The sequence below is a fragment of the Jiangella alba genome (assembly GCF_900106035.1).
GTDB classification, from domain to species: Bacteria; Actinomycetota; Actinomycetes; order Jiangellales; family Jiangellaceae; genus Jiangella; species Jiangella alba.
Window position 1 is genome coordinate 564,653 of the sequence record NZ_FNUC01000003.1, and the last position, 16,880, is coordinate 581,532.

General features: G+C 73.6%; 18 protein-coding genes and 1 tRNA gene. 6 read left to right on the forward strand and 13 right to left on the reverse strand.

Annotation, left to right across the window (positions count from 1 at the left end; all coding sequences use genetic code 11):
* Window positions 1-37: 37 nt before the first annotated feature.
* The 7 genes from BLV02_RS05250 to BLV02_RS05280 form a co-directional block, all read right to left on the reverse strand.
* Window positions 38-2,425 carry a glycoside hydrolase family 65 protein gene (locus BLV02_RS05250; protein ID WP_069113098.1) on the reverse strand — a complete coding sequence of 796 codons (2,388 nt, stop codon included), beginning with the start codon at window positions 2,423-2,425 and terminating at the stop codon, window positions 38-40.
* On the reverse strand, window positions 2,422-3,171 hold the full coding sequence (locus BLV02_RS05255; protein WP_069113099.1) for an HAD family hydrolase: 750 nt from the start codon (window positions 3,169-3,171) through the stop codon (window positions 2,422-2,424). Before BLV02_RS05255 ends, BLV02_RS05250 begins: the two co-directional genes overlap by 4 nt.
* A 74-nt stretch (window positions 3,172-3,245) precedes the next feature.
* Window positions 3,246-3,671 carry a hypothetical protein gene (locus BLV02_RS05260; RefSeq protein ID WP_069113100.1) on the reverse strand — a complete coding sequence of 142 codons (426 nt, stop codon included), beginning with the start codon at window positions 3,669-3,671 and terminating at the stop codon, window positions 3,246-3,248.
* Window positions 3,672-3,696: 25 nt separating this feature from the next.
* The gene (locus BLV02_RS05265; protein WP_069113101.1) at window positions 3,697-4,500 is read right to left on the reverse strand and encodes an NAD(P)H-binding protein; all 804 of its coding nucleotides are present in this window, start codon (window positions 4,498-4,500) and stop codon (window positions 3,697-3,699) included.
* 49 nt (window positions 4,501-4,549) lie between these two features.
* Complete coding sequence (locus BLV02_RS05270; RefSeq protein ID WP_069113102.1) at window positions 4,550-5,611, reverse strand: GTP pyrophosphokinase; 1,062 nt, start codon at window positions 5,609-5,611, stop codon at window positions 4,550-4,552.
* Between the two features lie 60 nt (window positions 5,612-5,671).
* On the reverse strand, window positions 5,672-6,130 hold the full coding sequence (locus BLV02_RS05275; protein ID WP_083288916.1) for an Lrp/AsnC family transcriptional regulator: 459 nt from the start codon (window positions 6,128-6,130) through the stop codon (window positions 5,672-5,674).
* The gene (locus tag BLV02_RS05280) at window positions 6,120-6,389 is read right to left on the reverse strand and encodes an SAV_915 family protein (RefSeq protein ID WP_083288917.1); all 270 of its coding nucleotides are present in this window, start codon (window positions 6,387-6,389) and stop codon (window positions 6,120-6,122) included. The genes BLV02_RS05275 and BLV02_RS05280 overlap by 11 nt, the downstream gene beginning before the upstream one ends.
* 137 nt (window positions 6,390-6,526) lie before the next feature.
* On the opposite strand from BLV02_RS05280, the gene BLV02_RS05285 reads away from it, so the two are divergent.
* On the forward strand, window positions 6,527-7,189 hold the full coding sequence (locus tag BLV02_RS05285; RefSeq protein WP_141711710.1) for a DUF6308 family protein: 663 nt from the start codon (window positions 6,527-6,529) through the stop codon (window positions 7,187-7,189).
* On the opposite strand, the gene BLV02_RS05290 is transcribed toward BLV02_RS05285, so the two are convergent.
* Window positions 7,173-7,643 (reverse strand): MarR family winged helix-turn-helix transcriptional regulator, encoded by a 471-nt coding sequence (locus BLV02_RS05290; protein WP_069113105.1) that lies wholly within the window; start codon window positions 7,641-7,643, stop codon window positions 7,173-7,175. The two genes, BLV02_RS05285 and BLV02_RS05290, sit on opposite strands and share 17 nt — an antisense overlap.
* Before the next feature lie 80 nt (window positions 7,644-7,723).
* On the opposite strand from BLV02_RS05290, the gene BLV02_RS05295 reads away from it, so the two are divergent.
* Window positions 7,724-9,172 carry an MFS transporter gene (locus tag BLV02_RS05295; protein WP_069113106.1) on the forward strand — a complete coding sequence of 483 codons (1,449 nt, stop codon included), beginning with the start codon at window positions 7,724-7,726 and terminating at the stop codon, window positions 9,170-9,172.
* A gap of 9 nt (window positions 9,173-9,181) precedes the next feature.
* Here BLV02_RS05295 and BLV02_RS05300 read toward each other — a convergent pair.
* The 3 genes from BLV02_RS05300 to bcp form a co-directional block, all read right to left on the reverse strand.
* A tRNA-Leu gene (locus BLV02_RS05300) sits at window positions 9,182-9,264 on the reverse strand.
* 12 nt (window positions 9,265-9,276) lie between these two features.
* Entirely contained in the window at window positions 9,277-11,061 is a 1,785-nt protein-coding gene (locus BLV02_RS05305) for a DUF8094 domain-containing protein (protein ID WP_069113107.1), read from the reverse strand.
* Complete coding sequence (bcp, locus tag BLV02_RS05310) at window positions 11,058-11,537, reverse strand: thioredoxin-dependent thiol peroxidase (protein ID WP_069113268.1); 480 nt, start codon at window positions 11,535-11,537, stop codon at window positions 11,058-11,060. Before bcp ends, BLV02_RS05305 begins: the two co-directional genes overlap by 4 nt.
* 50 nt (window positions 11,538-11,587) lie before the next feature.
* On the opposite strand from bcp, the gene BLV02_RS05315 reads away from it, so the two are divergent.
* The 3 genes from BLV02_RS05315 to BLV02_RS05325 all read left to right on the forward strand — a co-directional run bounded on the left by BLV02_RS05315 (window position 11,588) and on the right by BLV02_RS05325 (window position 13,464).
* Window positions 11,588-11,923: a DUF3618 domain-containing protein gene (locus BLV02_RS05315; RefSeq protein WP_141711711.1), complete on the forward strand. Its 336-nt coding sequence runs from the start codon at window positions 11,588-11,590 to the stop codon at window positions 11,921-11,923.
* 67 nt (window positions 11,924-11,990) lie between these two features.
* Entirely contained in the window at window positions 11,991-12,287 is a 297-nt protein-coding gene (locus tag BLV02_RS05320) for a co-chaperone GroES (protein ID WP_069113269.1), read from the forward strand.
* 10 nt (window positions 12,288-12,297) lie between these two features.
* Window positions 12,298-13,464: an FUSC family protein gene (locus BLV02_RS05325; RefSeq protein ID WP_083288919.1), complete on the forward strand. Its 1,167-nt coding sequence runs from the start codon at window positions 12,298-12,300 to the stop codon at window positions 13,462-13,464.
* A 556-nt stretch (window positions 13,465-14,020) separates the two neighbouring features.
* On the opposite strand, the gene ligD is transcribed toward BLV02_RS05325, so the two are convergent.
* Entirely contained in the window at window positions 14,021-14,953 is a 933-nt protein-coding gene (gene ligD / locus BLV02_RS05330) for a non-homologous end-joining DNA ligase (RefSeq protein WP_069113109.1), read from the reverse strand.
* A gap of 37 nt (window positions 14,954-14,990) precedes the next feature.
* Here ligD and BLV02_RS05335 point away from each other — a divergent pair, with 37 nt between their 5' ends.
* Complete coding sequence (locus tag BLV02_RS05335) at window positions 14,991-15,839, forward strand: phosphotransferase family protein (protein ID WP_069113110.1); 849 nt, start codon at window positions 14,991-14,993, stop codon at window positions 15,837-15,839.
* 3 nt (window positions 15,840-15,842) lie between these two features.
* Here the strand turns inward: BLV02_RS05335 and BLV02_RS05340 are convergent, their stop codons facing one another.
* Complete coding sequence (locus BLV02_RS05340) at window positions 15,843-16,631, reverse strand: hypothetical protein (protein WP_069113111.1); 789 nt, start codon at window positions 16,629-16,631, stop codon at window positions 15,843-15,845.
* Window positions 16,632-16,880 lie beyond the last annotated feature (249 nt).

A 16,880-nucleotide genomic window follows, 5' to 3' on the forward strand; every position in this document is an offset into this window, starting at 1 on the left:
AGACGTCCCCACACCCCGCACCCACAACCCTGTGACGTCAGCTGGTCGCGGTCGTCGTGTGCACCCCGCGCCGGACCGGAGCGCGTCCGGCCGGCTGGTGCGGTTCCGGCTCGCGCGCCGGCGCCGGCGGGATCTTGACGGTGACCGGCGCGCTGATGCGGACCGTGACCGGCTCGCCGTGGTGCAGCAGCTCCAGCTGCGAGCCGTCCTCGTGGTCGCCTTCGCGCAGGTAGTACGTGACCTCGTCGGGCCGGACGCTGACCCGCAGCCGCAGCCCTCGCCACAGCAGCGAGAAGTCCAGCCGGCCGATGCGGCTCGGCAGCCGCGGGGCGAACGAGAGCACGCCGTCGTGGTCGCGCATGCCGCCGTAGCCGGCGACGAGACCGAGCCACGCCCCGGCGAGCGACGCCAGGTGGACGCCGTCGCTGGTGTTGGAGTGGCTGTCGTGCAGGTCGGTCAGGGCGGCCTCGCCGAGGTAGTCGTGCGCGAGCTCCAGGTGCCCGGTCTCGGCCGCCATGACGGCCTGGGTGCACGACGACAGCGACGAGTCGCGGACGGTGCGGGCCTCGTAGTAGCTGAAGTTGCGCACCTTCTCGGCCGGCGTGAACGCGTCGCCGCGCCAGTGCATGGCCAGCACGAGGTCGGACTGCTTGATGACCTGACGCCGGTAGAGGTCGAAGTAGGGGTGCGTCAGCAGCAGCGGGTAGTCGTCGGGCGCCGTGCCCTCGAAGTCCCACTCCTGGAACCTCGTGAACCCCTCGGACTGCTGGTGCACGCCCAGTTCGGCGTCGTACGGGATGGTCATGGCGCCGGCGGCGTCGCGCCAGGACGCGGTCTCCTCGTCGTCGACCTCCAGGGCGGCGGCGACGTCGGGGTGACGGAGCACGGCGTCGGCGGCGCCGACGAGGTTCCGTTGCGCCATGAGGTTCGTGTAGACGTTGTCGTTGGACACCGCCGAGTACTCGTCCGGCCCGGTGACGCCGTCGATGTGGAAGCCGCCGTGACGGTCGTGGTGGCCGAGCGAGCGCCACAGCCGCGCGGTCTCGACCAGCAGCTCGACCCCGACCTCGCGCTCGAACACCTCGTCGCCGGTGGCCTGGATGTAGCGCATCGTCGCGTCGGCGATGCCGGCGCCGATGTGGAAGCCGGCGGTCCCGGCCGGCCAGTAGCCGGACGTCTCGTGGCCGCGGATGGTCCGCCACGGGAACGCCGCGCCCCTCAGGCCCAGGGTGTGGGCCCGCTCGCGGGCGAGGTCGAGCGTCGCGTGCCGCCAGCGCAGCACCTGCGCGGCCGCGTCGGGCTGGGTGTAGATGAGCACCGGGAGCACGAACATCTCGGTGTCCCAGAAGACGTGGCCGTCGTACCCGGGACCGGTCAGGCCCTTCGCCGGGATCGGCCGCATCTCGTTGCGCGCGCCGGCCTGCAGGACGTGGAACAGCCCGAACCGGACCGCCTGCTGCACCTCGGGGTCGCCGTCGACGCGGACGTCGGCGGCGTCCCAGAACGCGTCGAGATACTCGCGCTGCCCCTGGCAGAGCCCCTCCCAGCCGGTCAGCCGCGCCGACGCCAGCGCCGCGCCGACCTGGTCGCGCAGCGCCGGCAGCGACCGGCGGCTGGAGAAGCCGTACGCGAGCAGCTTGACGACGCGCAGCTTCTCGCCCGGCTTGAGCACGCACGCGATGGTGGTGCGGGCCCAGTCGGGGAACGCCTCGGTGCTGACGACGGTGCGGTCGGGGCCCTCGACGACGTGTGTCATGGCGGCCGCCATGCGCAGGCCGCTGGCCTTCGTCCGGTGGATCAGCAGGCCGCCGGCGCCGTTGGCGATGTGCTCCTCGGACTCCAGCGGCTCCTCCAGCAGCGCCGCGACGCGCGGGTCCTTCTTGGTGACCGGCAGTTCCTCGTTGGCGACCAGCCCGGACTGGATGACGACGCGGGCCTCGTTCTCGACCGGCTCGACCTCGTAGCAGATGGCGGCGACGGCGCGCTGGATGAACGACACCAGCCGGGTCGAGCGGACGCGCACCGCCTGGCCGGCCGGCGAGACCCACTCGACGGTGCGGTCCAGCGTGCCGGCGCGCATGTCGAGCACCCGCTCGTGCGCCTGCAGGTCGCCGTAGCGGACGTCGAACGGCTCGTCGTCGACGAGCAGCCTGATCAGCTTGCCGTTGGTGACGTTGACGACCGTCTGGCCCTGCTCGGGGTAGCCGTAGCCGGCCTCGGCGTAGGGCAGCGGGCGCAGCTCGTAGAACGAGTTGAGGTAGCTGCCGGGCAGCCCGTGCGGCTCGCCCTCGTCGAGGTTGGCGCGCAGGCCGATGTGGCCGTTGGACAGCGCGAGCACCGACTCGGACTGCGCCAGCAGGTCGAGGTCCAGGGTGGCCTCGCGGATGCGCCACGGCTCGCAGGGGTAGGCGCTCTCGCGGATCATCGGCCCGCCTCCACGAGGAGGTCACCGAGGTCGGTGACGACGACGTCGGCGCCGTGCTCGCGCAGCGCCTCGGCCTGGCCGACGCGGTCGACGCCGACGACGAAGCCGAAGTCGCCCGCGCGGCCCGCCTGGACCCCGGCGAGCGCGTCCTCGAACACGGCGGCCTCGCCGGGCGCGACGCCCAGCCGCTCGGCCGCGGCGAGGAAGGAGTCGGGTTCGGGCTTGCCGCGCAGGCCCTCCGCGCGCGCCGTCAGGCCGTCGACGCGGACCTCGAGGAGGTCGGCGATGCCGGCGGCCGCGACGACCTCGCGGCAGTTCGCGCTGGCCGACACGACGGCCCGGCGCAGCCCGGCCTCGACGGCCGCGTGCAGGTAGGTGACGGAGCCCGGGTACGGGCGCACGCCGACCTCGCGCAGCCGCTCCAGCAGCACGACGTTCTTGCGGTTGCCGACGCCGTTGACGGTGTCGGCGGTGCCGGGGTCGTCGGGCGTCCCCTCGGGCAGCGTGATGCCGCGCGAGGCGAGGAACGAGCGCACGCCGTCGGCGCGCTGTCTGCCGTCGACGTAGACGTTGTAGTCGCTGTCGATGTCGAAGGGAACGAAGGGGTCGTCCGCGCCTTGCGCGCGGTCGCGGAGAAACGTGTCGAACGTCGCCTTCCAGGCGGCTTTGTGCACTTCCGCGGTGGGTGTGAGGACTCCGTCAAGGTCGAAAAGACACGCCTTGATGTGGTCCGGCAGGCCAAGCATTGGACGACCTTAAGTCATCATCCGGGGCGGCGGGTGGCGGCTCTGCGAACCCGCGTGCCGCGGCGGTTGGATGGTCAGGCGTCCTGCCCTTCGGAGGCCGCCTCGATGTCCAGCGGCAACGGCGTGACCTGCACGTCGTCGTCGCCCGGCCGGACGTGCCAGCGGACCACGAGGTCCGCGACCCGTCCGTGCATCGGCTGGATCAGCAGGTAGTGTTCGGCGTGTCGCGGGCCGAACTCACGCAGGTGGGTCTCGCCCTCCGTGACGGTGAGATCGGCGGTGTCGAGACGGACGTCGTAGGCGGGCGTGCCGCCGTCGTTGCGCAGGACGTAGCGGTGCTGGCTGAGTCGTTCGAGGCGGAACATCGGCGCCGAGCGAGCCCGCCGCCGGTACCGGGCGATGCGGCCCGTACCGGACGTGGGCTGGCGCGCGAAGACGACCGTCGCAGCCAGCACGAGCACCACGACCACGGCGATGATGAGCAGAACGACGACCGTCACATTTCGACTGTAATGCGGCCGCGGGTCAGCGGAACAGGGTCGCGTTCCGCACGGCCCAGTCGGCGAACGTCGTGGCGGGCCGGCCGAGCAGCTCGGCGACGGCGCCGGTGGCCTGCTGCGGGTGGTCGACGAGGTCCTTCTCGCCGTCGACGTACCACTCGGCGTACTCGCCCATGGAGACGCTGAGCTCGGTGATGGCGTCGTCGCGGCTCAGCTCGACGTACGGGACGTCGCGGCCGAGCGCGCGGCCGATGAGCGCGACCTTCTCGGCGCGGGTCAGCGTCTCGGGGCCGGTGAGGGAGTACGCCTGGCCGACGTGGCCGTCCTGGACCAGCGCGACCGCGGCCACCGCGGCGACGTCGTCCATCGCGATGGGGGCGTTGGCCGACGCCGCGTAGCCGTCGCGGACCTGGCCGGTCGTGCGGATCTGGTCGGACCACAGGGTCGCGTTCTCCATGAACTCGCCCGGCCACAGGTGTGTCCACGCGATGCCGGACGCCTCGACGTCGTCGACGATCGAGCCCCACCAGCTCTCCCGCTCGCCGGACAGGCTGACGACGTGCTGGACGCCGGCCTTGTGAGCCAGGGCGAGCACCTCGGCGGCGGTTTCGGCGTACGACGTCAGGTAGAGGCGCTCGACGCAGTCGAAGACGCCGTCCAGCGTGCCGGGCGCGCCGACGTAGCCGGTCGCGACCTCGACGCCGACGGGCAGTGTGGCCTTGGCCGGGTTGCGGACGAGGGCGCGCACGTCCGTGGCGCCGAGGGTGAGCAGCTGGTCGACGACGAGGCGGCCGACGCTTCCGGTCGCACCGGTGACGAGGATGGTCATGCCCACAGCGTACACCGTACGCGTACGTCGTACGCACATTGCCTGGCTCTCAGGCCTCCTGGCGGATCTGGCTCAGCGCCTCGGCCCAGTCCTCCGCGTACGGCGGCGAGCCCGGGCGGTCGCTGTCGTCCAGCGCCGCGATCAGCAGCAGCGTCAGCGCGTCGTCCAGCGACGCCGCCGGAGCGGCATCGAGCCGTCGGTGCACCTCCAGCACCAGCCGCAGGGCGGACCGCATGCGCGCGGTGTCGGCGATGAACGCGTCGAGGTCGGCCAGGGTGGTGAGGCCGAACCGGTTGAGCACGTCGACGAGGTCCGAACGGTCGCGACTGAGCCGCTCCTCGGAGACCGCCGCCGCGGCGTCGAAGCCGTTCGCGTGGAAGAACGCCTTCAGTTCGTCGCCGCGGCCGGTGATGCTCAGGTAGGCGCCGATCGACGAGGTGTCGACCGGGACGTCCAGGCTGCCGCGGCTCACTTCGGCGCGGTACTCGGTGTCGGTCGCGTCGCTCTGGTCGCGGAGGCTGGAGAACTGCTCGTCGGCCAGTTCGAACAGCGCGCTGAGCCGGTAGAGCCGGCGGCGGACCGGCTCGGGGAGCGCGGCCGACTTGTACTCGACCTTGTGGCTGACCGCCGCCCAGGCATGCTGCAGCGCCGTCCGCACCTGGATCTCCGCCCGGATCGCCTGGAACGGCGCCCACTCCAGCAGGTCGCGCCGCGACGGGCCGAGTCGCACCACGTAGTGGGTGGAGCGGTAGCCGAACTGGTCCAGCGCGAGCCCGTCGATCTTGTCGGCGGAGTTCTCGTGGTCGATCTCGAACTCGCGGTCGATCAGCGCGCCGACCCGCCGAAGGTCCTCGGCGTAGTAGGTGATGACGCGCAGGCCGACGAGGTCGGTCATGGCGGCGATCGGGTCGGGGTCGTCGCGGCGTTTCCGGGTGATCTTCTCGACGAAGCTGGCGACGGTCTTGGCGCGCGACTCGATCTGCACCACCTCGATGTCCGCCGACCTCAGCACGTCCTTCAGCAGGTCCCGGAGACGGCTCGCGCACTCCTCGTACGTGTGCCGCCTGGCGGCGTACCTGGCGCCCCAGTCGTCGGCGGTCGGCTCGGCCATCGGCCCTCACGTCCCTCGTCGCGGCGGCGGGTGCGCCTGCGAGGGTACGTCAGCTCCGCATCAGTCGGTGAGATGGCCGCCCAGATCGGCGACGGCGTGCAGCACGATGCTCGTCGACGTGCGCTGGGCGCCGCCGTGCGCCGTCAGCTCGCGCAGCTCGTCGTCGAGCCCGGACACGTCGCGGCAGGCCAGGTGCACGACGTAGTCGGCGTCGCCGGCCAGTTGCCAGGCCGCCGTCACCGCCGGCCGGCCGCCGAGCCACTTCTCGAAGATCGGCCGCTCGGTCTCCGGCGCCAGCTCGACCCGCACCACCGCCTGCACCGGCCGCCCGACGGCGTCGAGGTCGAGCTGGGCGCGGAAGCCGGCGATGATGCCGGCCTCCTCCAGCCGCCGGACCCGCACCGACATCGCCGACACGCTCAGCCCGGCCCGCCGCGCGAGGACGTGCAGCGGCGAGCGGCCGATCCGCAGCAGCTGGCCCAGGATCACCCGGTCGACGGCGTCCAGCTCACGCGGCATGACGGGTTCCCGTCAGGGGAGCCGCGACGAGGACCGGGTCGACCCGGATGCCGGTGACGCCGAGCGGGGCGAGCAGCGCGCGCTGGGCGGCGAGGCTGAGCCGGGTCCACGGCTGCGCACGGCCCATGGCGGCGGCGAGCGCCTCGGCGCTGGTGAAGGCCAGGCCGACGCGGCCGCCCTCGGGGAGCCGAGCGGTGACGACGGCCAGCCAGGGCGACGTCGAGCGGACGGGGACGAACAACGGCTGTGAGTGCTCCATGCCGGCGACGCTAGGGTCGCGAAGGCCGCCCATGGCCGCATCTTCACGCGTTCTACACGCTCGCGGCCGCAATTCTGACGTCCACTTGACGGTCCGAGGGGTTGGATGTGTCCGGGGAGCCTGCGACGATGATCGTCGTGACCCCGACACGCGCCCGTCGGCCGTCCTCCGCTCAGCTCGACCGCGCCCGCTCGGCCGCGCTGGGCGCCCTCGAGGACCCTGCCGCCGTGCAGAACCTCCGGCTCTTCTACGACCGCGACTCCAACCACGCCGGCCGCAGCTTCCTCGCGGTCGGACCGGTGGAGTACGACTCCATCACCGCCGCCGACCTCTACGCCACGTCGCTGCTGGGCATCAGCGTCGGGCCGCGGGCCGGGCGGCAGCTGCTGCAGGGCGGCCCGCACCGCAACGACGTCCTCAAGGCATTACGCATGGTGCCGGTCGAGACCGACCTCGCCGACGCCGACGACACCGTCCTCGACGCCGCCGAGCACCTGCACCTGCAACTCAAGAACGCCCTCGGCGGCAACAAGTGGGTCGCGGCGTCGAAGCTGTGCGCCCGCAAGCGGCCCCGCCTGTTCCCCGTCCGCGACTCCCTCGTCACCCGCGGCCTCCTCGGCGTCGGCGAGGACCGCCGCGTCGACTGGCTGGTCTACCAGCACCTCGTCACCGACACCGAGGTGCGGCGGCTGCTCGAGAAGGTCACCGCCGAGTCCGCGGTCCGCGAGTCCGACCTGCTCGACCCGCCGCTGCGCATCCTCGACGTCGTGCTCTGGATGCACGTCAAGACGTCCGCGTAGGAGTGTCCGGCGCCTCGGCGCGCAGCAGCCCCTCGGTGGTGGCCTCCGCCGCGCGGGCGAAGTCGCGCAGCGCCCGCAGCCCGGCGTCGTCGAAGCCGCCGAGCGCCTGACGCAGCTGCTCGTTGAGCGGGCCGTAGTGCCGGGCGACCTCGTCCAGCGCCTCGGGCCGGGCCGTGACGATGACCCGGCGCCGGTCGGCCGCATCCGGTGAGCGCGTCACCAGCTCCGCCACGACCAGGCGCTCCACCATCCGCGAGGCGGCGCCCGTGGTGAGCCCGATCTGCCGCCCGAGCTCGCCCGGCGTCAGGCTGCCCTCGGTGCTCAGCACGAACAGCGCCTGCAGGTCCGACGACGACACCCCCAGCCGCGCGGCCACCAGGTCGTTGAACTGCTGGGCGCGCACCAGCCAGCCGGGTAGCGCGCCGATGACCTCGTTCAGCAGGTCGTCCCGCATGCCGCCCCTTCCCTCTCGCTTGCATCCGTGTGGCGGCCAGTTTACTGTCTCATGCATTAGTTGTGTGACGCAGAGGCTGTGTGGAGCAGAGATCGAGTGAGACGAAGACAGCCGGGCTGCCGGCTGCGGTGTGGGTGGGCCTGGCCGTCGTGCTGACGGCGGAGTTCATGGACCTCGTGGACGCCACGATCGTCACGGTCGCGCTGCCGTCGATGGCCGCCGACCTGGGCATGACGCCCGCGCAGGTGCAGTGGACGCTGGCCGGCTACACCCTCGCGATGGGCGCGGGCCTGATCACCGGCGGCCGGGTCGGCGACCTGTACGGACGCCGCCGGGTGTTCCTGGCCGGTCTCGCGGCCGGGACGCTGTTCGCCGCGCTGGCCGCCCTGGCGCCGAACCCGGGCTGGCTGATGGTCAGCCGCATCCTCACCGGCGTGGCGGCCTCGTTCACCATTCCGCTGGTGATCGGGATGATCCGGTCCACCTTCCCGGAGCGGTACCGGCCCGCGGCGCTCGGCGTGTACGGCGCGACGCTGGGGCTGGCCGCGGTCGTCGGGCCGATCCTCGGCGGAGCGCTCGTGGACGGCGACCTGTGGGGGCTGGGCTGGCGCGCGGTGTTCTGGGTGAACGTGCCGATCGGCGTGGTGGCGCTGGTGGTCGGGTGGCGGACGCTGGCCGAGTCGCGCGACCCCGGCTCCGCCCGGCTGGACGTCCCCGGCGCCGTCCTGGCGACCGCGGCGACGGTGCTGGTGCTGCTGCCGCTGGTGCAGGGGCCCGAGCTGGACTGGCCCGCCTGGACCGTCGCCTGCCTCGTCGCCGCGCCGCTGGTGGTCGCGGTGCTGGTGTGGCGGCAGCGCCGGGTCCAGGCCCGCGGCGGCGACCCGCTGATCGAGCCGGCGCTGTTCGCCCGGCGCGGGTTCAGCGCCGGCGTGGTCGTCGCGGTGCTGTTCTTCGGCGCCATCGGCTCGTACTTCCTGCTGCTGGTGCTCTACCTGCAGAACGGCACCGGGCGGACGGCGTGGGAGACCGGGCTGGTGCTGCTGCCGTACGCGATCGGCTCCTTCATCACGTCGGCGTTGTCGGTGCAGCTGGCGGCCAAGGCCGGGCGGGCGCTGCTGATGACCGGCGCGGTCAGCCTGGCGGCGGCACAGGTGCTGCTGCTGGTGCTGCTGAACGACACGGCCGACCTCGGCTACTGGGCGCTGGCCTGGCCGCTCTTCCTCGGCGGCCTCGGTCTCGGCCTCGCGGCGCCGCCGCTCATCGGCATCATCATCGCCGCCGTTGACGAGCACCGCGCCGGCTCCGCCGCCGGCGTCCTGACGACCTTCAGCCAGGTCGGCAACGCCCTCGGCGTTGCCGTCCTCGGCACCGTCTTCTTCTCCACCCTGGACGACGCGGCCGGCCTCGACGTCGTCACCGCCCACGCCGACGCGCTGTCGGCGGCGCTGCCCTGGCAGATCGGGGCGTACGTGCTCGCCGCGGCGCTGATGACCCTGCTGCCCAGCCGGTCCCGTGCGGAGGAGCATTGAGGTGGCTCGTGCGGGAGGGGGGACTTGAACCCCCACGTCCGAGGACACCAGAACCTAAATCTGGCGCGTCTGCCTGATTCCGCCACTCCCGCGCACGGCCAATCCTAGGGGAGCGACCAGGTCATGCCGATGGGCTGCATGCGCTGTCCGATCACCGTCGCCGAGCCGTCGGTGTCGACGGAGAGGATGAAGGTGGCGTTCTGGGAGATCTCGGCCTGCGAGATCTGCGACCCGCCGGGGATGGTGCCCAGGCCGGCCGCCTCGATGACCACCGAGTAGCCGGGGTTCACCGTCACCGACTGGGTGCAGCTGATCGAGGCCAGGGCGACGGCGCCGTACTCGGTCTGCAGCCAGTGCGTCTGGCCGGCGTTCTCGACGGCGCAGCTGCGGGTGGCGGTGCCGAACTCCGGCGGCGCGGTGCCGAGCTGCAGGCCGTGCGCCGGCAGGTTGGTGAGGCCGTCGGCGAAGGTGAGGTCGATGCCCTCGGGCTCCTCGCCGGTCTCGCCGTAGGCCCGCAGCGCCTCCAGCACCTCGTCGCCGCGGCGGGTGGCGTCGTCGTCGGCGACGACGGCGGCGCCGTCGGCCGTGAGCGGCGCGGTGACGGAGGTGCCCTCGGCGGGGTGGACGGCGAGGCTGGCCAGCCACGGCGACGCGGCGTCCTCGCGGGTGAGCAGGAACCACGAGGGCGCGCCGCCGGCGGACGACTGGCCGGTGACGACGGCCCACATCGGGTACTCGTCGACCTGCGGCGACAGCACGACGGACGGGGTGACGGCGGACGGCAGGCCCTCCGGCGCGGCGCCGGTGGCCTGCCGCTCCTCGGCGGCGAACTGCGACGTCGCCAGCAGCGTGCCGCCCTCGACGTCGGCCAGCGGGGCGTCGCCGGCTCCGGTCGCCGCCGCGCCGACGACCTCGTTGTACTGCTCGAAGAACCCCTCGGCGCGGTCGGACGTGATGGCCGGGATCAGCGCGTCGCGCGCACCCTCGTCGACCTCGCCGGGCACCTGGGCGCAGGCCGTCACCAGCCCGGTCAGCCCGAGCACGACGGCGATGCGGGCGGACGGCTTCGGCGGCGGCGCGGGCGCCGGGGGCGGCGGGGTGCGCTCGGGCAGCGGCCGCTTCGGCAGCGGCGTGACGGTCGCGACCTTCTCCTTCGCCGGCTCGGGCTGCTCGCCCGGCTCGCCCGGCTCGCCCGGCTCGTCCGGCGGCGGCTTCGGGGCCTCGTCCTCGTCCTTGTCCGGGACGGCGCGCAGCGCACGCTCCCGCTTGCGCCGTCGCCGCCGCAGCCAGATCAGCAGCACGCCGGCGCCGATCAGCAGCAGCCCGCCCACGCCCACCAGCACGCCGGTGACGAAGATGCCGTCGACCTCGATGCCCAGGCTCAGCTCGGCGTCCAGCGGCTCGCCCGACGCCGACGGCGACATGACGACGACCCGCACCGGCTCGTCCGTCAGCTCGAACGACACGCCGCGCCAGCCGGACCCGGACGCGCTGGACTCCCACCAGTCGAGGTCGCCGGGCGGCGCCGCCGGAGCCGGCGAACCGTCCTCCGCCGACGTCGTCACCTCGCCGCGCAGGTCCGCCGCCGTCACCGCCTGCTGCCCCACGCCGTCGAGGTAGGAATCGACATGGATGCGGTGCCCCACGCCCACGAACACGTCGCTGTCGTCGGCCATCCGCGCGCTGACGTGCAGCACCGGGCCGGTGACCGTCGCGAGGCCCACCGCGGTGGCCGCGACGGAGCCCTCGCCGCCGACGTCGGCCCGCGCGTACTCGACGGTGTCGTCGGGACCGACGTACACGGCGGTCGCGGCGCCGGCCAGCAGCAGCGGCGTGCCGAGGACGATCAGCGCGACGGCGAGGGCGGTGCGCAGGCGGGCACGTGTCACGCCGCGTCGAGCCCCAGGTCGCGCCGGAGCTTGGCGACGTGCCCCGTCGCCTTGACGTTGTACATGGCCTTCTCGACCTTGCGGTCGGCGTCGATGACGAACGTCGACCGGATGACGCCCTGCACGACCTTGCCGTACAGCTTCTTCTCACCGAACGCGCCGTACGCCTCGAGCGTCGAGCGGTCGACGTCGGAGAGCAGCGGGAAGGTGAGGTGGTCGCGCTCGCGGAACGTCGCCAGCTTGGCCGGCGCGTCGGGCGAGACCCCTAGGACGGCGTACCCGGCGCCCTGCAGCGACGCGAGGTTGTCGCGGAAGTCGCAGGCCTGCGTGGTGCACCCCGGAGTCATGGCGGCGGGGTAGAAGTAGACGACGACCCGCTGCCCCCGGTAGTCGGCGAGGGAGACGGGCTTGCCGTCGGCGTCGGGGAGCGTGAACTCGGGCGCGGCGTCGCCCGGGGAGAGTCGCGAGTCAGTCACGTTCACACCGTATCCATACGGCTGGGCGGCCGCATCGGTACGGTAGATCCGTGTCCGCCGCGGATCAGAGACCGACCGAGCCCATGCTGCCGGCCTCGCGCCAGCCGATGCCCATGGCGCCCGAGGTGCAGGCCGAGCTGGCCAAACGCGGCCGCAGCATCCGCCAGATCGAGTCCGACATCCAGGCTCGCACCGACCGGCTCTCCGCCAACGTCGACGAGCTGACCGCGCGGCTGGCGCCGTCCCGGCTGGTCAAGGAGTCGACGGCGGGCCTGCGGGCGCGGCTGACGACGCCCGAGGGCAGCCCGCGGCTGGAGGTACTCGGCGCGGTGGCCGGTGCGGCGCTCGTGGTCGGGCTGCTGCTGTGGCGGGCACGGCGGCGCTGACCACCGCCGTCCGGACGTACTCTCTACTGTTGTGACCACCCAGGACCCCGACAAGCTGCCCATCCGCATGCTGCACGACCGCGTGCTGGTCTCGCTGGACGGCGAGGACGGCGAGCGCCGCTCGTCCGCCGGCATCGTCATCCCGGCCACGGCCGCCATGGGCCGCCGGCTGGCGTGGGCCCGGGTCGTCGCGGTCGGCGCGAACGTGCGCACCGTCGAGGCCGGCGACCGCGTGCTGTTCGACCCCGAGGACAAGGCCGAGGTCGAGGTGCGCAGCGAGACCTACGTGCTGCTGCGCGAGCGCGACCTGCACGCCGTCGCGTCCGAGCGGATCGGCGACGGCCAGACCGGCCTCTACCTGTAGCGGCCCGGCCGTGTCCGGACCGCCCGACCCCCCGTCGTCGCCGCGGCGCGACGAAGCGCTGGACGCGCTGGCGCTGCGGTCCAAGGAGAGCGCGGGCACCCGGCTGCGACGGGTCCGGCTCACCGCGCTGCCGATCGTCCAGTCGGCGCTCGGCGCGGCGCTGGCGTGGTGGCTGGCGACGATCCCGCCGATCGACCACGCGCAGCCGTTCTTCGCGCCGATCTCCGCACTGATCATCCTCGGCGGCGGGCTCGGGCAGCGGCTGCCGCGGGTGCTGGAGCTGGTCGGCGGTGTCGCGGTCGGCGTGCTGGTCGGCGACCTGCTGGTGTCGTGGATCGGCGGCGGCGTGGTGCAGCTGGCCGTCGTCGTCGCGCTGGCGATGGTGCTGGCGCTGCTGGTCACCGGCGGCCCGCTGATCGTCACCCAGGCCGGCGCGTCCGCCGTCCTCGTCGTCGCGCTGGCCCCGGCCGACCCCACCGGCCTCAATCTCGACCGTTTCGTCGACGCTCTCGTCGGCTGCGGCGTCGGGCTGGCGATCAGCGTCCTGCTGCTGCCGCTGAACCCCGTCTCGGCGGCGCGGCGGCAGATCGACCCGCTGCTCACCACCGTCGCCGAGGTCATGGAGTCCGCGGCCCAGGCGCTGGCCGGGCACGACCGCGGCGCTGCGGCCCAGGCGCTGGAGCGGGCCCGCGACACCCAGGCCGACGTCGACGCCATGCACTCGGCTCTGGAGGGCGCCAACGAGGTCGCCCGCATCGCGCCCGTGCGCTGGCAGAAGCGCGGCCACCTCGCCGCCTACCTCGACGTCGCCACGCCGCTGGACCACATGACCCGCAACACGCGCGTGCTGGTGCGGCACGTCATCAGCCTGCTGCAGCGCGACGAGCCGGTGCCGCGGGTGCTGCCGCAGTCGCTGCGCGCGCTGGCCGGCGCCGTCCGGCTGCTGCGCATCGACCTCGAACGCGGCGACGAGCCGCGCGAGGCCCGCGTGTCGGCCGTCGAGTCCGCCCGCATGGCGACCGAGGCGCTGGACCACACCGGCGGCTTCGCCGGGCAGATCGTGATCGCCCAGGTCCGCTCCCTCGCCGTCGACGTCCTGCTCGCGACCGGCCTGGGCCGCGACGAGGTGCAGGAACTGCTGCCCGGCCTGCCGGAGGGCCCGGTCAGCTACGGCTAACGGCGGGCAGGCGGGGGTTGCCCGTCGTCACCCGGGCGGGGGTTGCCCGTCGTCGCCGGGCGGGGCCGGGTGGGGGTGTGGTGTGGGGGTGGTGACGTGGGCGCCAACTGTTGGCGGTGGTGTCACCCTGCGCGCGAGGTTACCCAGGCGCGGGCTGCCTCCGCCGCGCGGGCGGTTCAGCCGCCGGGGAGGGGTGTGGGCCTGGTCGAGCAGCGGGTCGGGCGGGGGTTGCCCGTCGCCGCCGGGGCGGGGCGGGGCTGGGTGGGGTGTGGTGTGGTGTGGGGTGGTGACGTGGGCGCCAACTGTTGGCGGTGGTGTCACCCTGCGTGCGAGGTCGTCCCGGCGCGGGCCGCTTCCGCCGCGTGGGCGGTTCAGCCGCTGGGGAGGGGTGTGGGCCTGGTCGAGCAGTGGTCGGGCGGGGGTTGCCCGTCGTCGCCGGGGCGGGGCGGGGTGGGGGTGGGGTGTGGGGTGGTGACGTGGGCGCCAACAGTTGGCGGTGGTGTCACCCTGCGCGCGAGGTCACCCCGGCGCGGGCCGCCTCTGCCGCGCGGGCGGTTCAGCCGCCGGGGAGTGCGTGGGCCTCGTCGAACATCGGGGCGAGCAGGTCGCCGTCGTCGGCGAGGCGGGCGAGGACGTCGTCGATGTCGAACTGGAGGGGCAGCCGCTTGGTCGCCGTCGAGCGGGCGCCTGCCTCGACCTCGTCCCACGTGACCGGCGTCGACACCGTCGGGCGGGCCCGGCCGCGGACGGAGTACGGCGCGATGGTCGTCTTGGCCGAGTTGTTCTGCGACCAGTCGATGAACACCTTGCCGCCGCGCGCCGCCCGCTCCATGCGCGAGATGACCAGCTTCGGGTGCTCCTTCTCCAGCCGCTGCGCCAGCTCGCGGGCGTACCCGCTGACGTCGTCGGACGTGGCCGAGCCGTCGAGCGGCACATACAGCTGCATGCCCTTGGACCCGCTGGTCTTCGGGTACGACGGCAGGCCGGCGTCGTCGAACAGCTCGCCGAGCAGCAGCGCGACCTGACAGCACTGGATGACGTTGGCCGGCTCGCCGGGGTCGAGGTCGACGACCAGCCGGTCGGGGTCGGTGCCGGCGCCGGAGTCGTCGACGGTCCACTGCGGCACGTGCAGCTCGAGCACGGCGAGGTTGGCCAGCCACACCAGGGTCGGGAGGTCGTCGGCCATGACGTAGACGACGGTCTCGCGGTCCATCGTCGAGCCGGGCGACGGCAGCTCGGCCGTGCGCACCCACGGCGGCGTGCCGCGCGGCGCGTTCTTCTCGAAGAAGCTGGCCTCCTCGACGCCGTTGGGCCAGCGCTTGCGGGTGACGGGGCGGTCGCGCAGGTGCGGCAGCAGCACCGACGCCGCGTGCGTGTAGTACTGGATGATCTCGCCCTTGGTCGTCCCGGTCTCCGGGTAGAGCACCTTCTCGAGGTTGCTCAGACCCAGGGTGCGGCCCTCGACGTCGACGTTGACCTTGCTCGGCATGTCTTGCAGTCTCGCCGACGCGGGGTACGTTCGCCAGATGCTCGACGACATCGGCGCGGCGCTGCGCCGCCAGCTGCCGTCCCACGCCGGCGCGGCGGTGGTGCCGCTCGGCGCCGGCGTCGACAACGTCGCGTTCGCCGCCGGCGACCTCGTGCTGCGCAGGTCCCGCGACGACGACCCCGCGACGCGGCTCGCGGCGGCCGAGCGCGAGGCGGCGCTGCTGACGGCGGTCGCGGCGGTGTCGAGCCTGCCGGTGCCGGAGCCGGTGTTCGTCGACGGACCCACCGGGATCCTCGCGTACCGCAGGCTGCCCGGCGCGCCGCTGCTGTTCCACCCGGTCGCGGCGCCCGCGGCGCTGGCCGAGCCGCTCGCGCGGTTCCTCACGGGCCTGCACGCCGACGCGCACGGCGCGCTGTCCGCGCTGGTCGACGTCGACGACACACCGGGCGCGGAGTGGCTGGCCGACGCGGCGGAGTCGTACGAGACGGCGGTGGCGGTCATCGGGACGGCCGGCCGGCGCCGGGTCGAGGCGTTCCTCGCCGCGCCGCCGCCCGGACCGCCGCGGCGGCTGACGTTCTGCCACGCCGACCTCGGCGCCGAGCACCTGCTGGTCGACGGCGGCGCGCTGAGCGGCGTCATCGACTGGACCGACGCGGCCGTCGCCGATCCCGCCGTCGACCTCGGCCGGCTGTACCGCGACCTCGGCCCGGACGTCGTCGAGCGGATCGTCGCCTCGTACGGCGGTGACCGCGACGCCGTCGAGCCCGAGCGGGTCGCGTTCTACGCGCGGTGCGCGCTGCTCGAGGACATCGCGTACGGCGTCGAGACGGACGCCGCGGAGTACGCCCGGCTCGGGCTGGCGCACCTGGATCGCACGTTCGGCTGACCGTCAGGGCGCCGGCGTGACCTCGGGCGTCGGCGTGGGCGTGGTGGTCGGCGACGGCAGGTACGGGACGGGCGACGGGCTGGCCTGGCCGCCGCCGAGCAGGCAGAGCGCCAGTTCGAGCGGGGAGAGGTCGATCTCGAGGCAGATGCCCTCGTTCTCGTCCTCGTCGTCGGACGGCTCGTCGTCCGCCGGCTCCTCGGTCGGCTTGCCCGCTGTCGGCTTGTTGGTGGGCGTCGGGTCGTCGTCGCCGGTGGGCGATCCGGTCGGCCGGTTCGTGGGGAACTCGATGCCAGGGACGTCGGTGGCGTCGTCGCCGGGCTGCTCGGGCGGGTCGTCGCCGGACGGGGTCTCGCCGGAGCCGCCGGTGTCGTCGTCGGGGTCGTCGGACGGCTCGCGGTCGCCGTTGCCGGACCCGGTGCCGTCGCCGCCGCCCGGCTCGGCCTGGGGATCGTCGTCGGACGGCCGCTCGGGGTCGTCGCCGGAGTGGCCCGCGCCCGCGCCCTCGCCGCCGCCGTCACCGTCGTCGTCAGGGTCGGGGGAAGCGGAGTCGGGGCCGTCGTCGGTGGGCGCCTTGCCGGGCTCGTCGTCGGACGGCTGCTCGGGGTCGTCGCCGGGCGAGGCGATGATCTGGTCGGCGGACGGGAAGCGGTCGATGCCGAGCGCGCTGTCGATGCTGGGCACCAGCATGTTGCCGAGCGTGATGCCGAGGGTGGCGGCGAACGCGCAGACGATGACGACCGGGTAGCGGCGGATCTTCTCGAACACCCAGGCGGCGGGGGTGGGCCGGGACACGCCGAACCGGGGACCGCTGGACCTGGCACCGTGGCCACGCCGGCGTCCCGTCGACTTCTCTTGCCGAGCCCTGCTGATCGACCGAGATCCCTTCTGGTTCCCGGAGGGAGATCTGGCGAATTTCGCACGAAGCCGCTACAGATCGCCCCCCAGTTGCGTAACCCTACTCAGGCGTGTGGAGGCGGCAAAAGCCGTTCCGCAGATTTCGTCAGTTCAGTCCGCCAAGGTGGTCCGTTCGGACGGTAGACA